The sequence below is a fragment of the Azonexus hydrophilus genome (genome assembly GCF_001956855.1).
GTDB lineage: Bacteria > Pseudomonadota > Gammaproteobacteria > Burkholderiales > Rhodocyclaceae > Azonexus > Azonexus hydrophilus_A.
In genome coordinates this window covers 677,482-694,532 of the sequence record NZ_MTHD01000002.1, presented here as the reverse complement: position 1 = coordinate 694,532, position 17,051 = coordinate 677,482, and the positions used below count along the sequence as shown (strand labels likewise).

General features: G+C 56.3%; 14 protein-coding genes and 2 tRNA genes. 7 read left to right on the top strand and 9 right to left on the bottom strand.

Going from position 1 to position 17,051, the window contains the following annotated elements; translation table 11 throughout:
* Positions 1-2,376 carry a phosphoenolpyruvate synthase gene (gene ppsA, locus BJN45_RS07925; RefSeq protein WP_076093729.1) on the top strand — a complete coding sequence of 792 codons (2,376 nt, stop codon included), beginning with the start codon at positions 1-3 and terminating at the stop codon, positions 2,374-2,376.
* Positions 2,377-2,517: 141 nt separating this feature from the next.
* Here the strand turns inward: ppsA and BJN45_RS07920 are convergent, their stop codons facing one another.
* Positions 2,518-3,150 (bottom strand): LysE family transporter, encoded by a 633-nt coding sequence (locus BJN45_RS07920; RefSeq protein ID WP_076093727.1) that lies wholly within the window; start codon positions 3,148-3,150, stop codon positions 2,518-2,520.
* A gap of 131 nt (positions 3,151-3,281) precedes the next feature.
* Complete coding sequence (locus BJN45_RS07915) at positions 3,282-4,226, bottom strand: restriction endonuclease (protein WP_170873050.1); 945 nt, start codon at positions 4,224-4,226, stop codon at positions 3,282-3,284.
* A gap of 147 nt (positions 4,227-4,373) precedes the next feature.
* On the opposite strand from BJN45_RS07915, the gene BJN45_RS07910 reads away from it, so the two are divergent.
* Both BJN45_RS07910 and BJN45_RS07905 read left to right on the top strand, forming a co-directional pair.
* Positions 4,374-4,922 (top strand): HNH endonuclease, encoded by a 549-nt coding sequence (locus BJN45_RS07910; RefSeq protein ID WP_076093724.1) that lies wholly within the window; start codon positions 4,374-4,376, stop codon positions 4,920-4,922.
* A gap of 189 nt (positions 4,923-5,111) precedes the next feature.
* Positions 5,112-7,187, top strand: coding sequence for a DUF262 domain-containing protein (locus BJN45_RS07905; protein WP_076093722.1), 2,076 nt, complete (start codon positions 5,112-5,114; stop codon positions 7,185-7,187).
* 180 nt (positions 7,188-7,367) lie between these two features.
* On the opposite strand, the gene BJN45_RS07900 is transcribed toward BJN45_RS07905, so the two are convergent.
* Both BJN45_RS07900 and BJN45_RS07895 read right to left on the bottom strand, forming a co-directional pair.
* Positions 7,368-8,291, bottom strand: coding sequence for a hypothetical protein (locus tag BJN45_RS07900; RefSeq protein ID WP_076093720.1), 924 nt, complete (start codon positions 8,289-8,291; stop codon positions 7,368-7,370).
* Entirely contained in the window at positions 8,288-9,796 is a 1,509-nt protein-coding gene (locus tag BJN45_RS07895) for an AAA family ATPase (protein ID WP_076093718.1), read from the bottom strand. Before BJN45_RS07895 ends, BJN45_RS07900 begins: the two co-directional genes overlap by 4 nt.
* Before the next feature lie 346 nt (positions 9,797-10,142).
* Here BJN45_RS07895 and BJN45_RS07890 point away from each other — a divergent pair, with 346 nt between their 5' ends.
* From BJN45_RS07890 to BJN45_RS07875, 4 genes are read left to right on the top strand one after another with little or no spacing between them, the layout of a single operon-like run.
* Complete coding sequence (locus BJN45_RS07890) at positions 10,143-10,712, top strand: hypothetical protein (protein WP_076093715.1); 570 nt, start codon at positions 10,143-10,145, stop codon at positions 10,710-10,712.
* Positions 10,709-12,082 carry a 7-cyano-7-deazaguanine synthase gene (locus tag BJN45_RS07885; protein WP_076093713.1) on the top strand — a complete coding sequence of 458 codons (1,374 nt, stop codon included), beginning with the start codon at positions 10,709-10,711 and terminating at the stop codon, positions 12,080-12,082. The genes BJN45_RS07890 and BJN45_RS07885 overlap by 4 nt, the downstream gene beginning before the upstream one ends.
* Positions 12,079-13,248 (top strand): XRE family transcriptional regulator, encoded by a 1,170-nt coding sequence (locus tag BJN45_RS07880; protein WP_076093712.1) that lies wholly within the window; start codon positions 12,079-12,081, stop codon positions 13,246-13,248. The genes BJN45_RS07885 and BJN45_RS07880 overlap by 4 nt, the downstream gene beginning before the upstream one ends.
* Positions 13,223-13,885: a hypothetical protein gene (locus BJN45_RS07875; RefSeq protein ID WP_076093709.1), complete on the top strand. Its 663-nt coding sequence runs from the start codon at positions 13,223-13,225 to the stop codon at positions 13,883-13,885. Before BJN45_RS07880 ends, BJN45_RS07875 begins: the two co-directional genes overlap by 26 nt.
* Positions 13,886-14,118: 233 nt before the next feature.
* Here the strand turns inward: BJN45_RS07875 and BJN45_RS07870 are convergent.
* The 5 genes from BJN45_RS07870 to BJN45_RS07850 form a co-directional block, all read right to left on the bottom strand.
* A tRNA-Leu gene (locus BJN45_RS07870) sits at positions 14,119-14,203 on the bottom strand.
* 56 nt (positions 14,204-14,259) lie between these two features.
* Positions 14,260-14,344 (bottom strand) — tRNA-Leu (locus BJN45_RS07865).
* Between the two features lie 62 nt (positions 14,345-14,406).
* Positions 14,407-15,492, bottom strand: coding sequence for an MBL fold metallo-hydrolase (locus tag BJN45_RS07860; RefSeq protein WP_083651029.1), 1,086 nt, complete (start codon positions 15,490-15,492; stop codon positions 14,407-14,409).
* Between the two features lie 4 nt (positions 15,493-15,496).
* Positions 15,497-16,450 carry a YcjF family protein gene (locus BJN45_RS07855; protein ID WP_076093707.1) on the bottom strand — a complete coding sequence of 318 codons (954 nt, stop codon included), beginning with the start codon at positions 16,448-16,450 and terminating at the stop codon, positions 15,497-15,499.
* Positions 16,451-16,539: 89 nt separating this feature from the next.
* Positions 16,540-17,001, bottom strand: a complete 462-nt coding sequence (locus BJN45_RS07850) for a PaaI family thioesterase (RefSeq protein ID WP_076093705.1) — start codon at positions 16,999-17,001, stop codon at positions 16,540-16,542.
* Positions 17,002-17,051 lie beyond the last annotated feature (50 nt).

Sequence of the window (17,051 nt, the reverse complement as noted above, 5' to 3'; positions counted from 1 at the left end):
ATGGAAGCCCTGGTAATCCCCTTCGAAAAACTGCGCATGACCGACGTCGACCAGGTCGGCGGCAAGAACTCCTCGCTCGGCGAAATGATCAGCCAGCTCGCCGACACCGGCGTGCGCGTGCCGGGCGGCTTCGCCACGACGGCGCATGCCTACCGCGTCTTCCTGGCGCAATCCGGACTGGATGCCAAGATCAACGCCGTCCTCGATTCGCTCGACGTCGATGACGTCAACGCACTGGTCAAGGCCGGTGCCGAGATCCGCCAGTGGATCATCGACACGCCGTTCCCGATGGACCTGACCATTGCTGTCACCGAGCAGTATCAGCGTCTGGTCGCCGATTCCACCGCCGACATGTCCTTCGCCGTGCGTTCTTCCGCCACCGCCGAAGATCTGCCGGACGCTTCCTTCGCTGGCCAGCAGGAAACCTTCCTGAACATCGTCGGCCTGGAAAACATCATGCACGCGATCAAGGAAGTGTTCGCGTCGCTGTACAACGACCGCGCGATTTCCTACCGCGTGCACAAGGGCTTCGTGCACGCCGACGTCGCGCTGTCCGCTGGTATCCAGCGCATGGTCCGCTCGGACAAGGGCGCTGCCGGCGTGATGTTCACGCTCGACACCGAATCCGGCTTCCGCGACGCCGTCTTCGTCACCTCCAGCTACGGCCTGGGCGAAACGGTGGTGCAGGGCGCCGTCAATCCGGACGAGTTCTACGTGCACAAGCCGATGCTCGAACTGGGCAAGAAGGCCGTGATCCGCCGCAACCTCGGCTCGAAGATGATCAAGATGACCTTCGCCGCCGAGAAGGTCGCCGGCAAGTCCACGATCACCGAAGAAGTTGAAGAAAGCCTGCGCCACCAGTTCTCGATCAATGACGAAGAAGTCATGGAACTGGCCCGCTACGCCCAGATCATCGAAAAGCACTACGGTCGTCCGATGGACATCGAGTGGGGCAAGGACGGCGTCGACGGCAAGCTCTACATTCTCCAGGCCCGCCCGGAAACCGTGCAGTCGCAGGCTTCTGCCGGCAAGCAGGAAAAGTTCAAGCTGAAGTCCTTCTCCAAGGTGCTCGCCTCCGGCCGCGCCATCGGCCAGAAGATCGGCGTCGGTCCGGTCCGCGTCGTCAAGGACCCGAAGGAAATGGACCAGGTCAAGCCGGGCGACGTGCTCGTTGCCGACATGACCGACCCGAACTGGGAACCGGTGATGAAGCGCGCTTCGGCCATCGTTACCAACCGTGGCGGCCGTACCTGCCACGCCGCGATCATCGCCCGCGAACTGGGCATCCCGGCCATCGTTGGCTGCGGTGACGCGACCGAGACGCTGAACGAAGGCGAAGTGGTGACGGTTTCCTGCACCGAAGGTGATACCGGCCACGTCTATCGCGGCAGCCTCGACTTCGAAATCACCACCCGCGACATCTCGGCCATGCCGGACGTCCCGGTCAAGGTCATGATGAACGTCGGCAACCCGGAACTGGCCTTCGAATTCGCCCAACTGCCGAACGCCGGTGTCGGTCTGGCACGCGTCGAGTTCATCATCAACAACGTCATCGGCATCCACCCGAAGGCCATCCTCGATGTCGAACGTCTGCCGGCTTCGAAGCGCGAGGAAATCAAGCGCCGCGCCCGTGGCTACGCCAGCCCGAAGGACTTCTTCGTCGAGAAGCTGGTTGAAGGCGTGTCCACCATCGCCGCCGCCTTCTGGCCGAACCCGGTGATCGTCCGCCTGTCCGACTTCAAGTCCAACGAATACCGCAAGCTGCTCGGCGGCGACCTGTACGAGCCGGAAGAAGAAAACCCGATGCTCGGCTTCCGCGGTGCCTCGCGTTACGTCGCCCAGTCCTTCCGCGACTGTTTCGAGATGGAATGCCGCGCGATGAAGCGCGTGCGTGAAGAAATGGGCCTGACCAACGTGCAGTTGATGGTCCCGTTCGTCCGCACCGTCGGCGAAGGCCAGGCCGTTGTCGACCTGCTGGCTGAACACGGCCTGAAGCAGGGCGAGCACGACCTGAAGCTGATCATGATGTGCGAAATCCCGTCCAACGCACTGCTGGCCGACGATTTCCTGAAGATCTTCGACGGCTTCTCGATCGGCTCCAACGACTTGACCCAGCTCACCCTCGGCCTCGACCGCGACTCCGGTCTGGTCGCCAACCTCTTCGACGAACGCGACCCGGCCGTCAAGATGCTGCTGGCGATGGCCATCTCCGCCGCCAACAAGGCCGGCAAGTACATCGGCATCTGCGGCCAGGGCCCGTCGGACCACCCGGATCTGGCCGAATGGCTGATGGATCAGGGCATCTCGTCGATCTCGCTGAATCCGGATACCGTGGTTGATACCTGGACGCGTCTGGCGACGCACAAAAAGGGCTGATTTTTACGGTCGACCGTGAAATTGCAGTAAAAACCAGAAAGGCCGGGAGCGATCCCGGCCTTTTTTTCGTACAAGCTGACGGTGTCAGGTCAGCTCAATGCCAATAAAAATTCAAATTATTGGGTTAGCGTCTCGGATCAGCTAGTGTGCAGCCTGCCTGAGCGTAGCCAGCAGCGCCGCAGCAGCGGCGAACAGGCCGCCGAAGATGCGGTTGAGCAAGCGCTGTTGCCCGGGTTCGCGCAGCAGGCGCAGGACGCGGGCGGCGAGGCCGGTGTAGCCGGCCATCACGATCAGGTCGACGCCGACCATGGTGATCGTCATCGTCAGGTATTGCGCCAGCAGCGGCCGGGTCGCGTCGAGGAATTGCGGCAGGACGGCGAGGATGAAGACAATGGCCTTGGGGTTGCTGGCATTGACGATGAAGCCGCGCAGGACCAGGGCGCCGGGGTGGCCGCGACGCTTGTCGACCGCTTCGGCGTGCAGGTCGCTGGGTGCTGCGGTCCACTGTTTCCAGCCGAGATAAAGCAGGTAGAGTACGCCGAACCATTTGATCAGCGCGAAGGCCAGTTCCGAGCGCGCGAGGATGGCGCCAACGCCGGCGGCGACGATGGCGATCTGCAGGATCAGCGCCAGTTGCAGGCCGATGGCGTTCCAGAAGCCGCGGCGGAAACCAAAACTGAGGCCGGACGACATCGAGGCAACGGCACCGGCGCCGGGCGACAGGCTGATGACCCAGCAGGCGATGAAGAAGGCGAACCAGGTTTCGAGAGACATGAGTGAGGCTTTTGGAATCCGTGCGCAATGTCTGCGAGGATAGGCGGCAAATCCGAGCCTGTCGAGGAATTTGGTGCCTCGGCGGGCATCGAATGAATTCGGGAGATTGTTGTGTGCCGAGTAGTGGGAGGTTAGGCGTTAAGCTCTCGCCGTTTGCCAAGTTTCTGTCGGCAGCGCGGATAGTTCTGACACCCCCAGAAATCAGATCTTCCATTTGTTCCTTGCCTGGCAACCATCTTGATGCCGCAACTCGGGCAGGTTGGGGTTGCGTAATCACCATCGATTGCGAAGGCCAGCAGGCTTTCGCGCTCCGGCGCCGGGAGACGCTGGATCATCATCAACAGCATGTTGCCGTCGATCAGTGTGATGCGATTGGCTTGGGCAACTGCCTTGGCTTCGTCTGAGTACGAGCCGCTGGTCATGAAAAAGGCCTTGGCGATCTTCTCGTGGGTCATCACACCCAGCAATTCGCGGATGGGTTTCACGCCAACGTAACGCTCACCCCAGGCCTTGCATTGCACGATGGAAGTCGGGCGACCGGAATCATCTTGATAGAGGCGGATGTCGATGCCGCCATCCGGGCCAAGGTCGGTCGTGTCGCTACGAATGCCTTTCTTCTCGTAGAACTGCTGGCAAACGTCCTCGAAGCGTTTCCATTCCAGATCGCGGATGACGTCCAGGGTCCATTCGGTGGGTTTGGGCTTTGTCGCGCTGGGTGTTGTCTGGCTATCACTCAGGAGCTTGTCGAGAATGTCTGGGCGGGTATTGTGATCTGCTGGTTTTTCGCTGGCTGGCGCCGAATATGCCGGTTCCTGCCGGAGTTTCTGCCTGGGGGCGCTGGTTCTGGTCGCCGGTTCGGTCGCTGGTGATTTTCCTTGGGAGAATTTTCCCTTGATGAAGACAATGGCTGCGATGAGGAAAAAAGCGCCGGAGAACAGCCAGGCAAGACTGGAAGCGGCTGCAGCCATGGGCTGCATGAACATGTTGCCACCTGCAATGGCCGGGAAAACGCCCTTGAGAAACACTAGAACAGCAAAGCCAAGTCCGACGCTGAATTGCCAGGGGAGATCGAGCAAGTCCTCGATTACTGACGTTCTCCGATTTCCTCGTCTTCTACGCGCCATCCCCGCCCCCGTGTGTTTTGAATCCGATTGTACAAGACAGAGGAGGGGAAATGACTTGGTGATATGCTCCCGGGCTGATCTGTTTCGTTCGCTCTCGATATGACTACCCATCTTGATCGTCTTCTGTTCGCCCAAGGCGGCCAGTGCTTTTTTTGTCGCAAGCAGCTTCCCAAAGCAGAGGCATCAGTAGAACACCTGGTGGCCAGCGCCAACGGTGGTACTAACGACGACGGCAACTGTGTTGCCTGCTGCAAGTCGCTAAACAACCTGTTGGGTTCCAGGTCGATCAAGGAGAAGATGCAGATTGTCCTCAATCAGCGGGGTAATTTTCAGTGTCCAGGTAGCGGTGGCATTGAACCCTCCGTACCACCCAGTTCGCCCCCTGCCGCAACTTCAGTGGCAGCCAAGGCCACACCTGCGGTGGGCAGTGGTAGTGCGGCATCTCTTGATCTCGTACTTGCTGATCTGAAGAAACGGGGGGCTTCGCGGCCTCGCAAAGTGTCGACGCTTACGAGCACCATCAAGGCGCTGCTGAAACAGCAGCAGAAACCCAATTCTGACGTTGAAGTCGCAAACCTGATTGCAGAACTGCAAAAGCGGGGGAAGGTGGTCGTTACTGATTCCAAGGTTGGCTACAAGCTGGGATAGTGCGGCCGTCTGGTTATCGGCCGAAGCAGTCATTGCCAAGCGTGGTTACCTAAGCCTAGTCTGCACCCCAAAGCTGCCAACGGTCTATGGAATCCGGGGCAATTCAGTATCGTTACAGCAATTCGCCTACTTGCTTCAGGTAATGCGTCAATGCAGATAGAATAAAATAAATCTACAGGAGCAAGCGTAATGGCATTTTCTGGTGCAGAATTAAGAGGGCTTGGCGACGTACTCTCCGGGTACAGCTTTGTTATTCCTGATTATCAGCGTGGTTACGCCTGGAGCGAGGCTCAGTGGAAAGCACTCTGGCAAGACATGGAAAACATTGCGCAAACCAATGCCCAACAACACTTCACGGGAATGATGCTGCTGCGTCCGTGCAAGGCCAGCACAGAAGCCAATTGCGTTGAGGTGATCGACGGCCAACAGCGTCTGATTACGGTAATGATCCTTGCCAACGCACTTCGTCAACGATTGGGCAAGCCTTTCGAGTCCTATGATCTGACCTTCAATAAGAACACGGATTTACAGAATTTTTTCGACTTCTATGCGCTGAATAACAGTGCTATCGCAACCCGTCTGGCTCTTGAACCGTCAAGCTACGCCCTCAATATTCGAGATGCAGCAAAGTATTTTGAGGAGTGCGCGAGCAGATTGTCCGAGGCGCAAGCCGGGAATCTATTAAAAATTCTTCTCGAAAATTTCCGGCTCTTTATCCTGGAGGTCTCGAATGGGTTTGATATCCACGTAGCATTCGAGACTCTCAATAATCGTGGCCGCCGCCTGTCGCAAATGGAGTTGCTCAAAAATCGTCTGATTTACCTCACCACGGCCCTGAAGGGGGATGCGGCAGTTACCGCGAACCTGAGACTTGAGATACACGAGGCTTGGAAAGGTATTTATGGCTGCTTGGGCAGAAGCCCTAAGACCCAAAATCATGACGATGAATTTTTGCTAGCGCACGCAACAGCCTATTTCAAGAGAAAGCGGGAAGCGGAATGGCTGGAGAAGACTCTCTTTGAAAACACATTTGCCGTAGGCAATGGCGACCTTTCGCTAGATCTCATACGCGACTATGTCAAAAGCCTTGAACATGGCGCAGCTTGGTGGTCTCACATCCATGCCCCAAGCCGGATGCCTAAGATTCACCAGAAGTGGCTTGAGCGAATCGCACATGCTGGCTTTGCGTACTTTAAGCCATTGCTTCTCTCTGCCTACATGCGAGCTTCGACAGGTTTGAGGGAAGCCGTAGTAAACCCGAATAATCACGAGAACGACTTGGCAAGTGTCGTCGACCTTCTCGAGCAGGTGGAACGCTTCATCGTTATCGTCTTACGACTCCTCGGTAACCGCGGGAGTCTTGGCAAGGCAGATATGGATGGGGCTGCCTATTCGCTCTTAGAGCATGGACGTGACGGTTTTTTCTCTGAGAGAAATGGGATCAATAAGCTAGAAACCTCTGAGGCCATTCATCTGGTGGCAGGTTTCGTAAAAGCGTGGGTCGATAACACTGAGTACGAGGACGGATCATTTACTGACAGCCGTTTTCCTTGGTCTGGCATCTTTTCGGAAGAGGATGTCCTTAGAGCCGTAGAACGTCGATTCCGGGAAAATGAAGGCTATTACAAGTGGGATTTCGCACGATTGGCCATGTACGAGTACGAGGAAAGTTTCCACAAGAATGGGAACAATCCCGTCAAGCTTGGTTGGAATGACTTCTCCTTCGACGAGACCGTTGAGCATATCTATCCTCGGGACCCTGCCGGTAAGGGGAAAGCATACTGGGACAAGCATTTCGAGATTGATGGCCGGTCTAACCGTAACCGCAGGCTAAGTAAAGCGCTTCAGAATTCCGTCGGCAACCTACTCTTTCTGTCCAGAAGTGCCAATTCGTCAGCATCGAACGAAGCCTATACGCTGATTGAAAAGGGTGCTGAAGTAGGCAAGCGAGGTAAGTTCAGCAACGCAAGCTATTCAGCGACAGAGGTTGCTCAAACCTTTGAGCACTGGAACGCGCTGACTATCGGCATCCGCGGCGTGGCGATCCTAAAGTTCATTGAGAGAAGGTGGAACATCAATCTCTCTAATACACCGGACGACCTATCCTCCTACCTCACCTTGTGTTTTGGAGCAGAGTCGTCACCGATCGCAGACGGAAAGGCAGGCAAAAAAATCCCGCGCAACAAGCTTGTGGAAAGCTTGAAACAACTTCCTGCCGCAAAATCCGGCCCGAAAATAAAACAGCCTGATCTGACAGCAGTTTAGAGACCACACCTCCTTGAATGAAGGACTACAACGCTGACACGGTACATTGGCCTGAGTGTGGCAGGGTTGATGGATGACCTCTATTCCTTTTCCGTAAATCGACCATTGCGGCCGTTGACGCTTGCTAGTTCCTTCAGCCGGTGGCTTTGCTGACCTTTGGGTCACAACGACGGGGAACGGCTAATGATTTGCTGGCGGCGGCGGAGGAGGGACCTCAATGCCGCCCCGAAGGATGCGCTGAGGTTTTGAAATCTCAGCGTTAATGTAGGCTTGAAGGTCTGCGAAATGGTATAGCGCCGCCCACAACCTTGCCTCCCAAGCGTTGGGCCCGTGGTCTACTTCGATTAGCTGATGTCGCTTGAGGACCAAATCTTTCAGGATCGGTTCGGAAATACCGTTTGGAAAGTCGCGGCGAAGCTCGGCAACAAACGTTCCCACAATTGACCCTGCTTCGGATTGATACGTGCTCTCCAGAGCGAGTTTCTCGACATGCCGTTGGCCAACTTCCGCAAGCTTTGTGACGGACGGTGTCGGTGGAGCCCCTGCTGGCGGAGCGCAGTAGAACGAAAGAGTTAGTCGACCCGCCTCGATCTTCGCTTGGCAGTGCAGAATGACTGCAGTCGGGTCCGGATAAAAGTAGGGGTGAACGTACAGAAGATGTATGTCGTCCTTATTCTCCAACTTCGTCGTATTGCAATTCCCGCAGACGTACACGAGATTGATTGGAAGTACCGAAAACTCCGGATACCAGTGCTGTGGAAGGTAATGATCCCAAGTTGATGGCGGCCTCACCATGCAATAGGGGCAGACCGTCAGATTCAACGCGGACTGCTGCCGTAAATTGGTCAGAAGGCCATCTTTTAGCTTTCCCAGAGGGATTGTGTTCGAGTCGTAACAGGACCGTAATGCCGTCTTGTCGTCATCGGGCCAAGGAGTGGTCACTACGCCAGACAGGCTCAATAGTTGCTGCTGGTAGACGGTTGCTCTTGCCAAGACCGTTGGGTTAAGTTGACTGAGCGCATTTCTGGTCGCCAAGTGCTTTACCTTCGCAATATCCTCGAATGTTCCCTTGAACTCAATTTTTGGCGGCGCTTGAAATCTCATGTATTTCTCCGCGCTAAGGCCTCTTTCCGGGACGCCAAATAGATTTGCGCGCTTAATCCCAAACGACCGTCAAAAAGCGACTCAACCTTTTCGACGTCAAAATTGTGTCTTTCAAGCAATTTGTCCAGAGAGTTTCTGAAGTCTCGATCGGATTCAGTACTCAGAAATACTTGGCGCGTAATATCAGAAAGATTTTCTCCGAAGAGCTCATTCTTGAGACCTATTACCGAAGGCAGAAATCTATCTCTAAGTACAATGTGAACGCACGAACTTGGCAACTGCTGTATGACAATTGGAGAGTGTGTGGCTATGATCGCGAACGAGTCATAGTGTTCCAAGATGTCAAATAACGATGCAAGCATCGTCGTCAGAAGTTGAGGATGAAGGTGGAGCTCGGGCTCGTCAAAGAGAATAAGCGTGCGCGGTTCAATCTTCGCCATGCTGTGCAAGATCGCATTCAGTGCGATCCTTTGGCCTGCACTCAGTCGGTCATAGAGTGTTCGGTGCTTCTCTGGATCAAAGATAAATGAGCGCAAATCCTCGACCTTGATGATTTGCCCAAGCACATCAGCGAGGATGTTCTTTTTAGTTTCATCGAGTTCCTCCTTTATGATTCGACGGATGTTCTCGAGCAAATCGTCTTCACTAAGCAATCGACCGCGCTGGCTCCTAAGACCGCAGTAGCTATATCTGAACTCGTCACCTTGTCGGACCGTAGGACGTTCAAATTCATCAAACGCGCTGAAGGAAATGGCGACAACATTATATATGGACGGAACAGGAGACAGCGTCCCTTCCGTTTCCAGAGTTGAAGTTCCTTCTTTCTGGCTCTTCTTCGAGAAGCGGCTCATCAACATCGCTATGCGAGCCATGATTTGGGTTTTTCCAACGCCATTTTGGCCGACCATGGCATGCACTCTGTGAGGGAGGCCGTCTTTCGGACGAAAGTCGAAATGGAATTTGTGGGGACTCTGAGCTTTCGGCAACGAAGCTTCGACGACAAAATCGCTGACTAGGTTTGTAGTAATACCAAAGAGCTTGCCGGCCTCATCCAACGCGACTCTTGCGGAGTGACTGCGAAGCAGGGATACCTTAAAACAGTCGTCATCCTGAAATTCGGTGCGGATAGCACTGTCTGTCGCCGCATCATTCATGGATCGCAAAAAATCGAGAGCCAACTCTTGTTCAGGGAATTCCGCAAGGCGATTGTAATAGTCCATCTCGCAACCAAGTGAACACACGTATGGTGCAAGACTTGGAATTCGGATGGGGCCAACGAGATTCGGCGAGAATGTGCTTTCGTTTTTCTTCTGGCCCTTACTCATTATCTTTACCTCACCAAGGGTGAAAATTTCACCTTTACTGGTATCTGAGCAAATGTAGGCCACGAATGTCGTGTAGTAGTCGTAGTCGTTCCAGTTGTCCCATTGAAGAACAATGTAAGGTTGGGTTTGATCGGCGACAGCAGGAAATGAAGCCTTCCTCTGCTTGAGATAAACGTCCATGTAATTCCTTTTCGGGCAAATCTCGCTGAGTTTACGGTCGATAAAATTGGACAATCATACCCGGAGCGCATGGATGGATGTATGCCACGAGCCATCCGATCAGTTATCGCTCGGCCAGATTTGGTCCGGAGGAGAGGCTGCATTCATTTCATCTAGCGCGCCATGCACGGTGTTGAAGGAATTCAGCCCTACGTCGAATTACCATGGCGACATCATGACTTCGTCGACGGAGCCGTCAGTGTGTCGCCGGCTTCATCAGACCCCGAACTAAGCTTGGGCTATCCCACTGGCAAAGTTGACATTGTTTGAAAAAATAAAATATTATCTGACAAACGGAGGTCAAGCCATGAGCGATGGACCACATAGAAGCTTGCCGCTGCGAAAGGCTTGGAAGGAACTGGCCAAGCGCGGAGATCAGGGCACTTATGACGCTGAGCAAGTTGCGGAAGCTGCAGCGGGCGCGCTTGCCAGCGACTTCAAGAACGAGATCAAGTGGCCATTAGTCGATGCGTTGAAGTCCATCTTCACTGGCCGCGACAACTCTTTGGGGCTCCCTGAAATCGCTCTACAAGAACTTGAGGAGGCGAAGTCCTTGGCCGCTGGCTCGGTCTTTGGAACGAACGCAGTCGCGTGGAGCATTGAGCTCATTAACGAAGGTAGATTTGGTTTGGATGCATTTCATGAAGCGATTGGCCTTGCAGCCAAGATGCGTGGTTTCGCAAACGTACGGCAAGTTGAAGAGCATTACCTTCGGGAGTCAAACCAACGGCGGGCGGATCACGTAAGCGCACGACTCTCTGGCGCAATTTCCAACTTCTCAGATGGCAGATTGGGCGCAATGCTTGTATCTCCTGAAGTTGCTGGAGCCCGTCGGCCCAAGAAAAAGACTCATCTGGACGAAGGAGTGCGCTTGTGACGAGCCCATTACCTCTCAAGGAGCTTGCGGTAGATGTGGTCGAAGCTGGTGCGCGTCGCCGCAAAGGTATGGTGCCCTGCCGACTTGGGCAAAACATCGATTTTGACCTTGAAGCTCTTGAATCCTACTCGTCGATCAAATGGCAAACGACGGTGTACGACGCCCTTGTCGTGGCTGCAGTAGTGGAGTTCTGTGATCGCAGTCTTGCCCGCAGTGCCATGAACTGGGGGCGGAAATTCTTGGTGCATATTCCTGTTCATGATCCTGATAAATGGTCAGAGAAAACGGTGACCCGGGCGCTAGTGGAGGCATTGAACCTACTGACCGGGGACGACTGGCACTTCGAATTCCGCGCTAGGAAGGCGTCGGCAGAATGTCCTCCGCAGGATCGTATGAGGTTTCCCTCCAATGCAGAAGCGGTCCTCGCCTATAGCGATGGAATGGACTCGTGTGCGGTTGCCGGGCTTGAGAGCAACCGCCTTGGCCGCCGATTGGTGCGCGTGAGAGTAGGTAGCAAGCAGCACGACGTCTCAAAAAAGGACCGTCTCCGGATCCCTTTCACCGCCCTCCCGTATTCCGTCAAACTTGACAATGGCAGGAATGCTGAAAACAGCGCTCGGAGCCGGGGTTTCAAGTTTAGTGTGGTATCCACGATGGCGGCCTATTTGATTGATGCTCCATCGGTCATCGTTCCCGAGAGCGGACAGGGAGCACTGGCACCTGTCTTTCTTCCCGTCGGGCAGGGCTATGAGGACTATCGGAGTTACCCGGGTTTTACTGCATTGATGGCACGCTTCTTCAATGCCTTGCTCGGATACCAGATTCAATATCGATTTCCGCGCCTGTGGATGACCAAGGGTGAGACCCTTCGCGAGTTCGTCGATGTCTGCGGCAGTGAAGCGCGCTGGGCAACGACCAGATCGTGCTGGCAACAATCGCGGCAGGTGGCCGTCTCGGGCGAAAGGCGTCAATGCGGAGTATGTGCAGCTTGCATGCTCCGTCGTCTTAGTGTTCATGCTGCTGGCTTGAACGAACCGCCCGAGACCTATGTATGGGAATCACTGAAGGCCGCCACCTGGGAGAGTGGGGCGGCAAAAGACTTCGCCAGCTTCACGCTGGCCTTGCGTGAGTATTCCATTGCAGGGGTGCTTCACTTTGAACACTTCGCTTCGCTTCGTGAATCCGTGCAGTATGAGCTGATCAAACGACGAAGGACGAACGAGCTGGCGCGCTCCCTGTCAGAACCGCCGGCAGCCGTGGCGCAGAACCTCGACAGGCTCTTGCAGCAGCACGCCATTGAATGGTCTGTATTCACGAACGACCTTGGATCGAGGTCGTTCGTGAGGCAATGGATAGATGACGCATTATGACCAAGCCAAACTATGAATTGAGTCCAGTAGAGCTGGGCGAAAGATTGAAGATTGCGCGGGAGACCGCCAACATTACCCAAGACGCTGCAGCCAAGGCAGCCGGTGTCGCTCGTACGACGCTTGTCTCCATTGAGAAGGGACAACGTATCGCCAGGCTCGATGAAATCCAAGCGCTGAGCCGTTTCTACGGTGTATCCGCCAATTCCTTGCTGCGCCGAGAGGCGGTTCATGTTGATCTGGTCCCTCGCTTCCGGTCACTTCCGGATACTGGCGGCGCAGGCATTGAGCAGGCTGCGCGGGTGCTAAATGATCTTGTCCGGGTCGAAGTAGAGCTTGAAAATATTCTGGGTATTCACAAGTCATATAACTATCCCGCAGAAAAAACCATTCTGCCTGGCGACGTCCGCAAGCAAGCGGAACAAGATGCGCATAGCTTACGGAATTGGCTAGGGATCGGAGAAGGGCCTATTCAAAACTTGTTTGCCCTCCTCGAACTACAGCTTGGCGTGCGGGTCTATGCCCGGAAGTTGGACGCCAAGGTCTCTGGGCTATTCGCCTACGATGAAGCGGTTGGCGCTTGCATCCTTATCAATGCAGGCCATCGAGAGGAACGTCGGACCTTGACTGGCGCTCATGAACTTGGCCACTTCATTGCAACGCGACGCCGGCCAGAGATCTATCAAGACGAGAAGCACGAAAACTCTCGTGAGGAGCGCTATGCAAATGCCTTTGCAAGTGCGTTTCTTATGCCGGCTCGCGCAGTCATGGAGAAGTTCAAGGAGCTGACCATTGGCTCAACCCATTTGACGCGCAGACATATCATTTTGCTGGCTCACTTCTTTGGTGTATCCCGCCAAGCAACGGTCCTACGGCTTGAAGAACTTGGCCTGACGAAGAAAGGCTCCTGGGATTGGTTCATGGACAATGGGGGCATCACTGATGAACAAGTTCGCCAGGTAATTGGCCCCGCGGCATACGGGCCAATTCCCACAGAGGAAGCACAATCGTCACGACTGTTTCTGTTAGCGATCGAGGCCTGGAAGAAGGATCTCATCAGCGAGGGGCAGATGTCGGAAATGCTGAAGCTTGATCGTGAAAAGGTCCGCGAATTGCTCGATGAGGCCGAAGAGGACGAAACTGATGACCTTTTCAAGCTGCCTCACTAATCAGGACAAGGTGATTGTCCTTGATGCCAGTGTCGTCATTAATTTGCTGGCGACGGGAAATGCGAGTGCAATTCTGCAAGCGTTGAAGGCTGACCTTGTCGTAACCGGCAATGTCATGCGCGAGATCGATCAAGGCGCAGCAAACGGCCGCTCAGAATCCAAACATCTGGCCGAATTGATCGATTCTCGAGTGTTGCGGATGGAAGAGCTTGCCGGCCCGTCACTTGAGCACTTCTTTGACATGGTCTCTGGCCATACGTCCGAATCACTGGGTGATGGTGAAGCTGCAACCCTCGCGTTTGCTTATAGCAATGGATGCTCTGCCGCAATTGATGAGAAGAAGGCAACAAGGATCGCCGGTGGGCGTTTTGAAGCGATGAAACTCGTCACAACCGTAGACATTCTTGCCTATGAGCACGTGCAGGCGTTACTAGGGCATGAATCGCTAGCCAACGCAACGCTTAAAGCACTACAAGGCGCGAGAATGCAAGTTAGGCCGCATCAATTCAACTGGGTGGCTCAGTTGATTGGTGAGAGCAATTTGGCCAGCTGTCGAAGCTTAAGAAGGCATTTGCAGAGTAATCAAGAACATCTGGCTCCTTTGGCAATCTCCGATGCGGTAGCCGACGGATACTAAATTGCTGAAAATTTCATTGTCATTGCAAATGATAAGTCGGCGCTATAGACCGGACGTCTTTTATTGTATTAGCGATGTCGGGAATGGCCGAGAAGTCGCCGTTCGAGACGAGGTCTGCCTCACGCTGCTCAGGTGTACAAGCATGCTTTGGAACGCTATAGACGAAAAAAAGGCCAGAACCCTTGTGTTTGCTAGGTTTTCTGGCCTTCTTTGAACTGCTTTGGAACTGTCTATGGTGCTCTGGGCGAGACTCGAACTCGCACACCTTGCGGCACTACCCCCTCAAGATAGCGTGTCTACCAATTTCACCACCAGAGCATTTGTCCATTTGACCGGACCAGGAGAAACGAGGTGTTTTTCCTGTATTTCGTCGTTGGTGCCCAGAAAGGGACTCGAACCCCCACGGTGTTACCCGCTAGTACCTGAAACTAGTGCGTCTACCAATTCCGCCACCTGGGCAGGCGTCGAGAGGCGCGGATTCTAATGCCTGGCTCGTGACTTGCCAAGCATTTTTTGCAATTTCAACGCAGTGGCAGGGGCCGGGTTTCGCCCTGGCGAGGGAGCCAGAAACGGCTTTCCGGCAATTGCCGCCTTTCAAGCGCTGCTGCGACGTCGCGCGGTGGCTGGTCGAAGTTTTCCTGCGACATCGCGAAACTGCCCCAGTGCACGCCGATGGCGTTGCCGGCGTCGGTGTCTTCCATGATCTGGACGGCTTCGTCCGGGTTGTTGTGTTGCGGTCGCATGAAATCACGCGGTTCGTAGGCGCCGATCGGTACCGCCAGCAGATCGACCGGCCCGAGCCGGCGGCGGATTTCCTTGAAGTCGGGCGAGTAGCCGGTGTCGCCGGTGTACAAAAATGTGCTTTTTTTGCGGTCGACCGTGAAATTCAGGAAAAAACCGCCCCACAGCGTCGCGTTGGCGTCGAACAGGGTGCGCTTGCTCCAGTGCTGGGCCGGAGTGAAGTGAATGACCAGGCCGTCGAGGTCGATGTGCTGCCACCAGTCGAGTTCGCTGACGCCGCCGATGCCGAGATCGTCGAACCAGGCCTTGACGCCCAGCGGCACGATGAATTGCGGTGTGTCGCCGCGCGCCAGCAGGGCGGTGAGTGTCGGTTGATCGAGATGGTCGTAGTGGTTGTGCGAGATCAGTACCAGATCGATGCGCGGCAGTTCGGCGACGGTCAGCGGCGGCGGCACCTTGCGGCTGGCTGACAGCCATGGCGACGGGCCGGCGAAATTGGCGAGGTTGGGGTCGATCAGGATGTTGCGGCCACCGGCTTGCAACAGCAGCGTCGAGTGGCCGAGCCAGGTCAGGCGCGGCGGGCCGGCCGGGTCGTCGAGTTGCGCCCGGTCGACCGGGGCCAGCCAGCGCTGGGCGAAGGCCGCGTAGCCGCCCTCGGGTTCGCTGACCGGGCGGAAATCGCCGCGCCAGCGCCGGACCAGCACTTCGTACCAGGGCACGCCACCGATGCGGGCGGCCGGGTCGTTATTGACGAAGCCGTCCGGCCGGTGATGCGCCTTGGCCGGGTCGAAGTGCACATTGGTTGTGCTGCAGCCGGCGACAACGAGTGCCGCCAGCAGCGGCGCGGCGAATCGGGCAAGCGGCATGGGTTCAGAGACCGTTGCCGCGGACCATGTTCATGATCTGCGTGGCGTCCAGCGTCTGGGCGCGTTGCTGGATCTGCGGCAGGTACTGGCTCTGCATCTGCTTGGCCGGGCCGAGCAGGCCCTGGAAACTTTCCTGCAGCAGTTGCGTGCTCATCTGGCGGCCGCCGGCGTAATAGCGCTTGGCGACCTGGCCGAGGGCATAGGTGCTGGCAAACGAGAAGGCCATGCCGGTCGCGGCGCGGCCGAGATTGCCGACGGTCTTGCCGGCCATCTTGCCGAGCAGGCCGCCGAGCAGCTTGCGGCCGAACTGTTCGAGGTACTGCGAGGTCAGGCCGACGCCGACGGTGGCGAGGAATTCCCGGATGTGGCCCTGGTCGAGTTCGACGCCGTAGGCCTTGCCGATGCGATAAACCATCTTCACCTGCAGCGGGATGATCGCCACCGAAGCCCAGGATTGCGGCAGCAGCTCAAGCGCGCCGTTGAGGATCGAGTAATTGAGGATGGATTTGTCGAGTTCGGCTTCATTGACCGAGGGCTGGGCAGCGACCGGCGCTGCCGTGGCAACAGCGGCGACAGCAGGTGCCGCAGCGGCGGCTGCCAGCGTGTCGGCCTGGACAGCGAAGGCGGTGCTCTCGGCATCGCCGTCGAGTCCGAGGCGGGTTTTCAGGTCGGCGAGGAAGCGTTGTTCGGCGGCGGTTTGCACGCCGTCTGCATCGCAGACACAGACGGCCATTTCATAGGCGAACTGGCGCTGGCCAAGCTCAGCCAGCGCCGGCACGGCGTTGTCCAGCGTCACGCGTTTGAACAGCACATCCTGATACAGCCGGGGCAGTTCGGGCGCATCGCCGCCCATCGATTCGGCAAAGCGGCGGATGTGTTCGCGTTCGCGGTCGTCGTTGCTGCCATCGGCAAAGGCGGCGAACAGGCTGATGGTGAGAATGGCGTTTTCCGGGGTCATGGTTCTGGCTCTGCAGGTTGGGATCGCGCCATTGTGCCGACGGCCCCCGTTTTTTTACAGGGGCTTGGTGTAACGATGTGTTGCAGCGATCAGCGGACGAAGCTGTCCGGCATCTGCACGGCGACGATTTCACCGCGGGCGGTGGCGATACCTTCGGCGTAGACGGTGGCTTCGACGATGACCTTGCGGCCGCGGATTTCCTTGACCTTGCCGCGGATCTCCAGCTCGGGGCCAAGCGGCGTCGGTTTCAGGTAATCGACGTGCAGCGAGCCGGTGACGAAGCGGAAGGGCGGTTCGCTGTCCATCGGCCGGTTTTCGGCGCGGTACATCGCGGCGGCGGCAGTGCCGGTGCCGTGACAGTCGATCAGCGAGGCGAGCAGGCCGCCATAGACGAAGCCGGGGATGGCCGTGTGTTCCGGGCGCGGCGTGTAGCGGGTGACCGTCTCGTCACCTTCCCAGTGCGTCCGGATCTGGTGACCGTGTTCGTTGAGCCGGCCGCAGCCGTAGCAGTGGGCGACATTGTCGGGGTAGAAATCCTGGAAGGCGGACATGCGGTTCTCCGGTTTGGTTGATCAGCGAACGATGATAGAGCCCTGCCGGC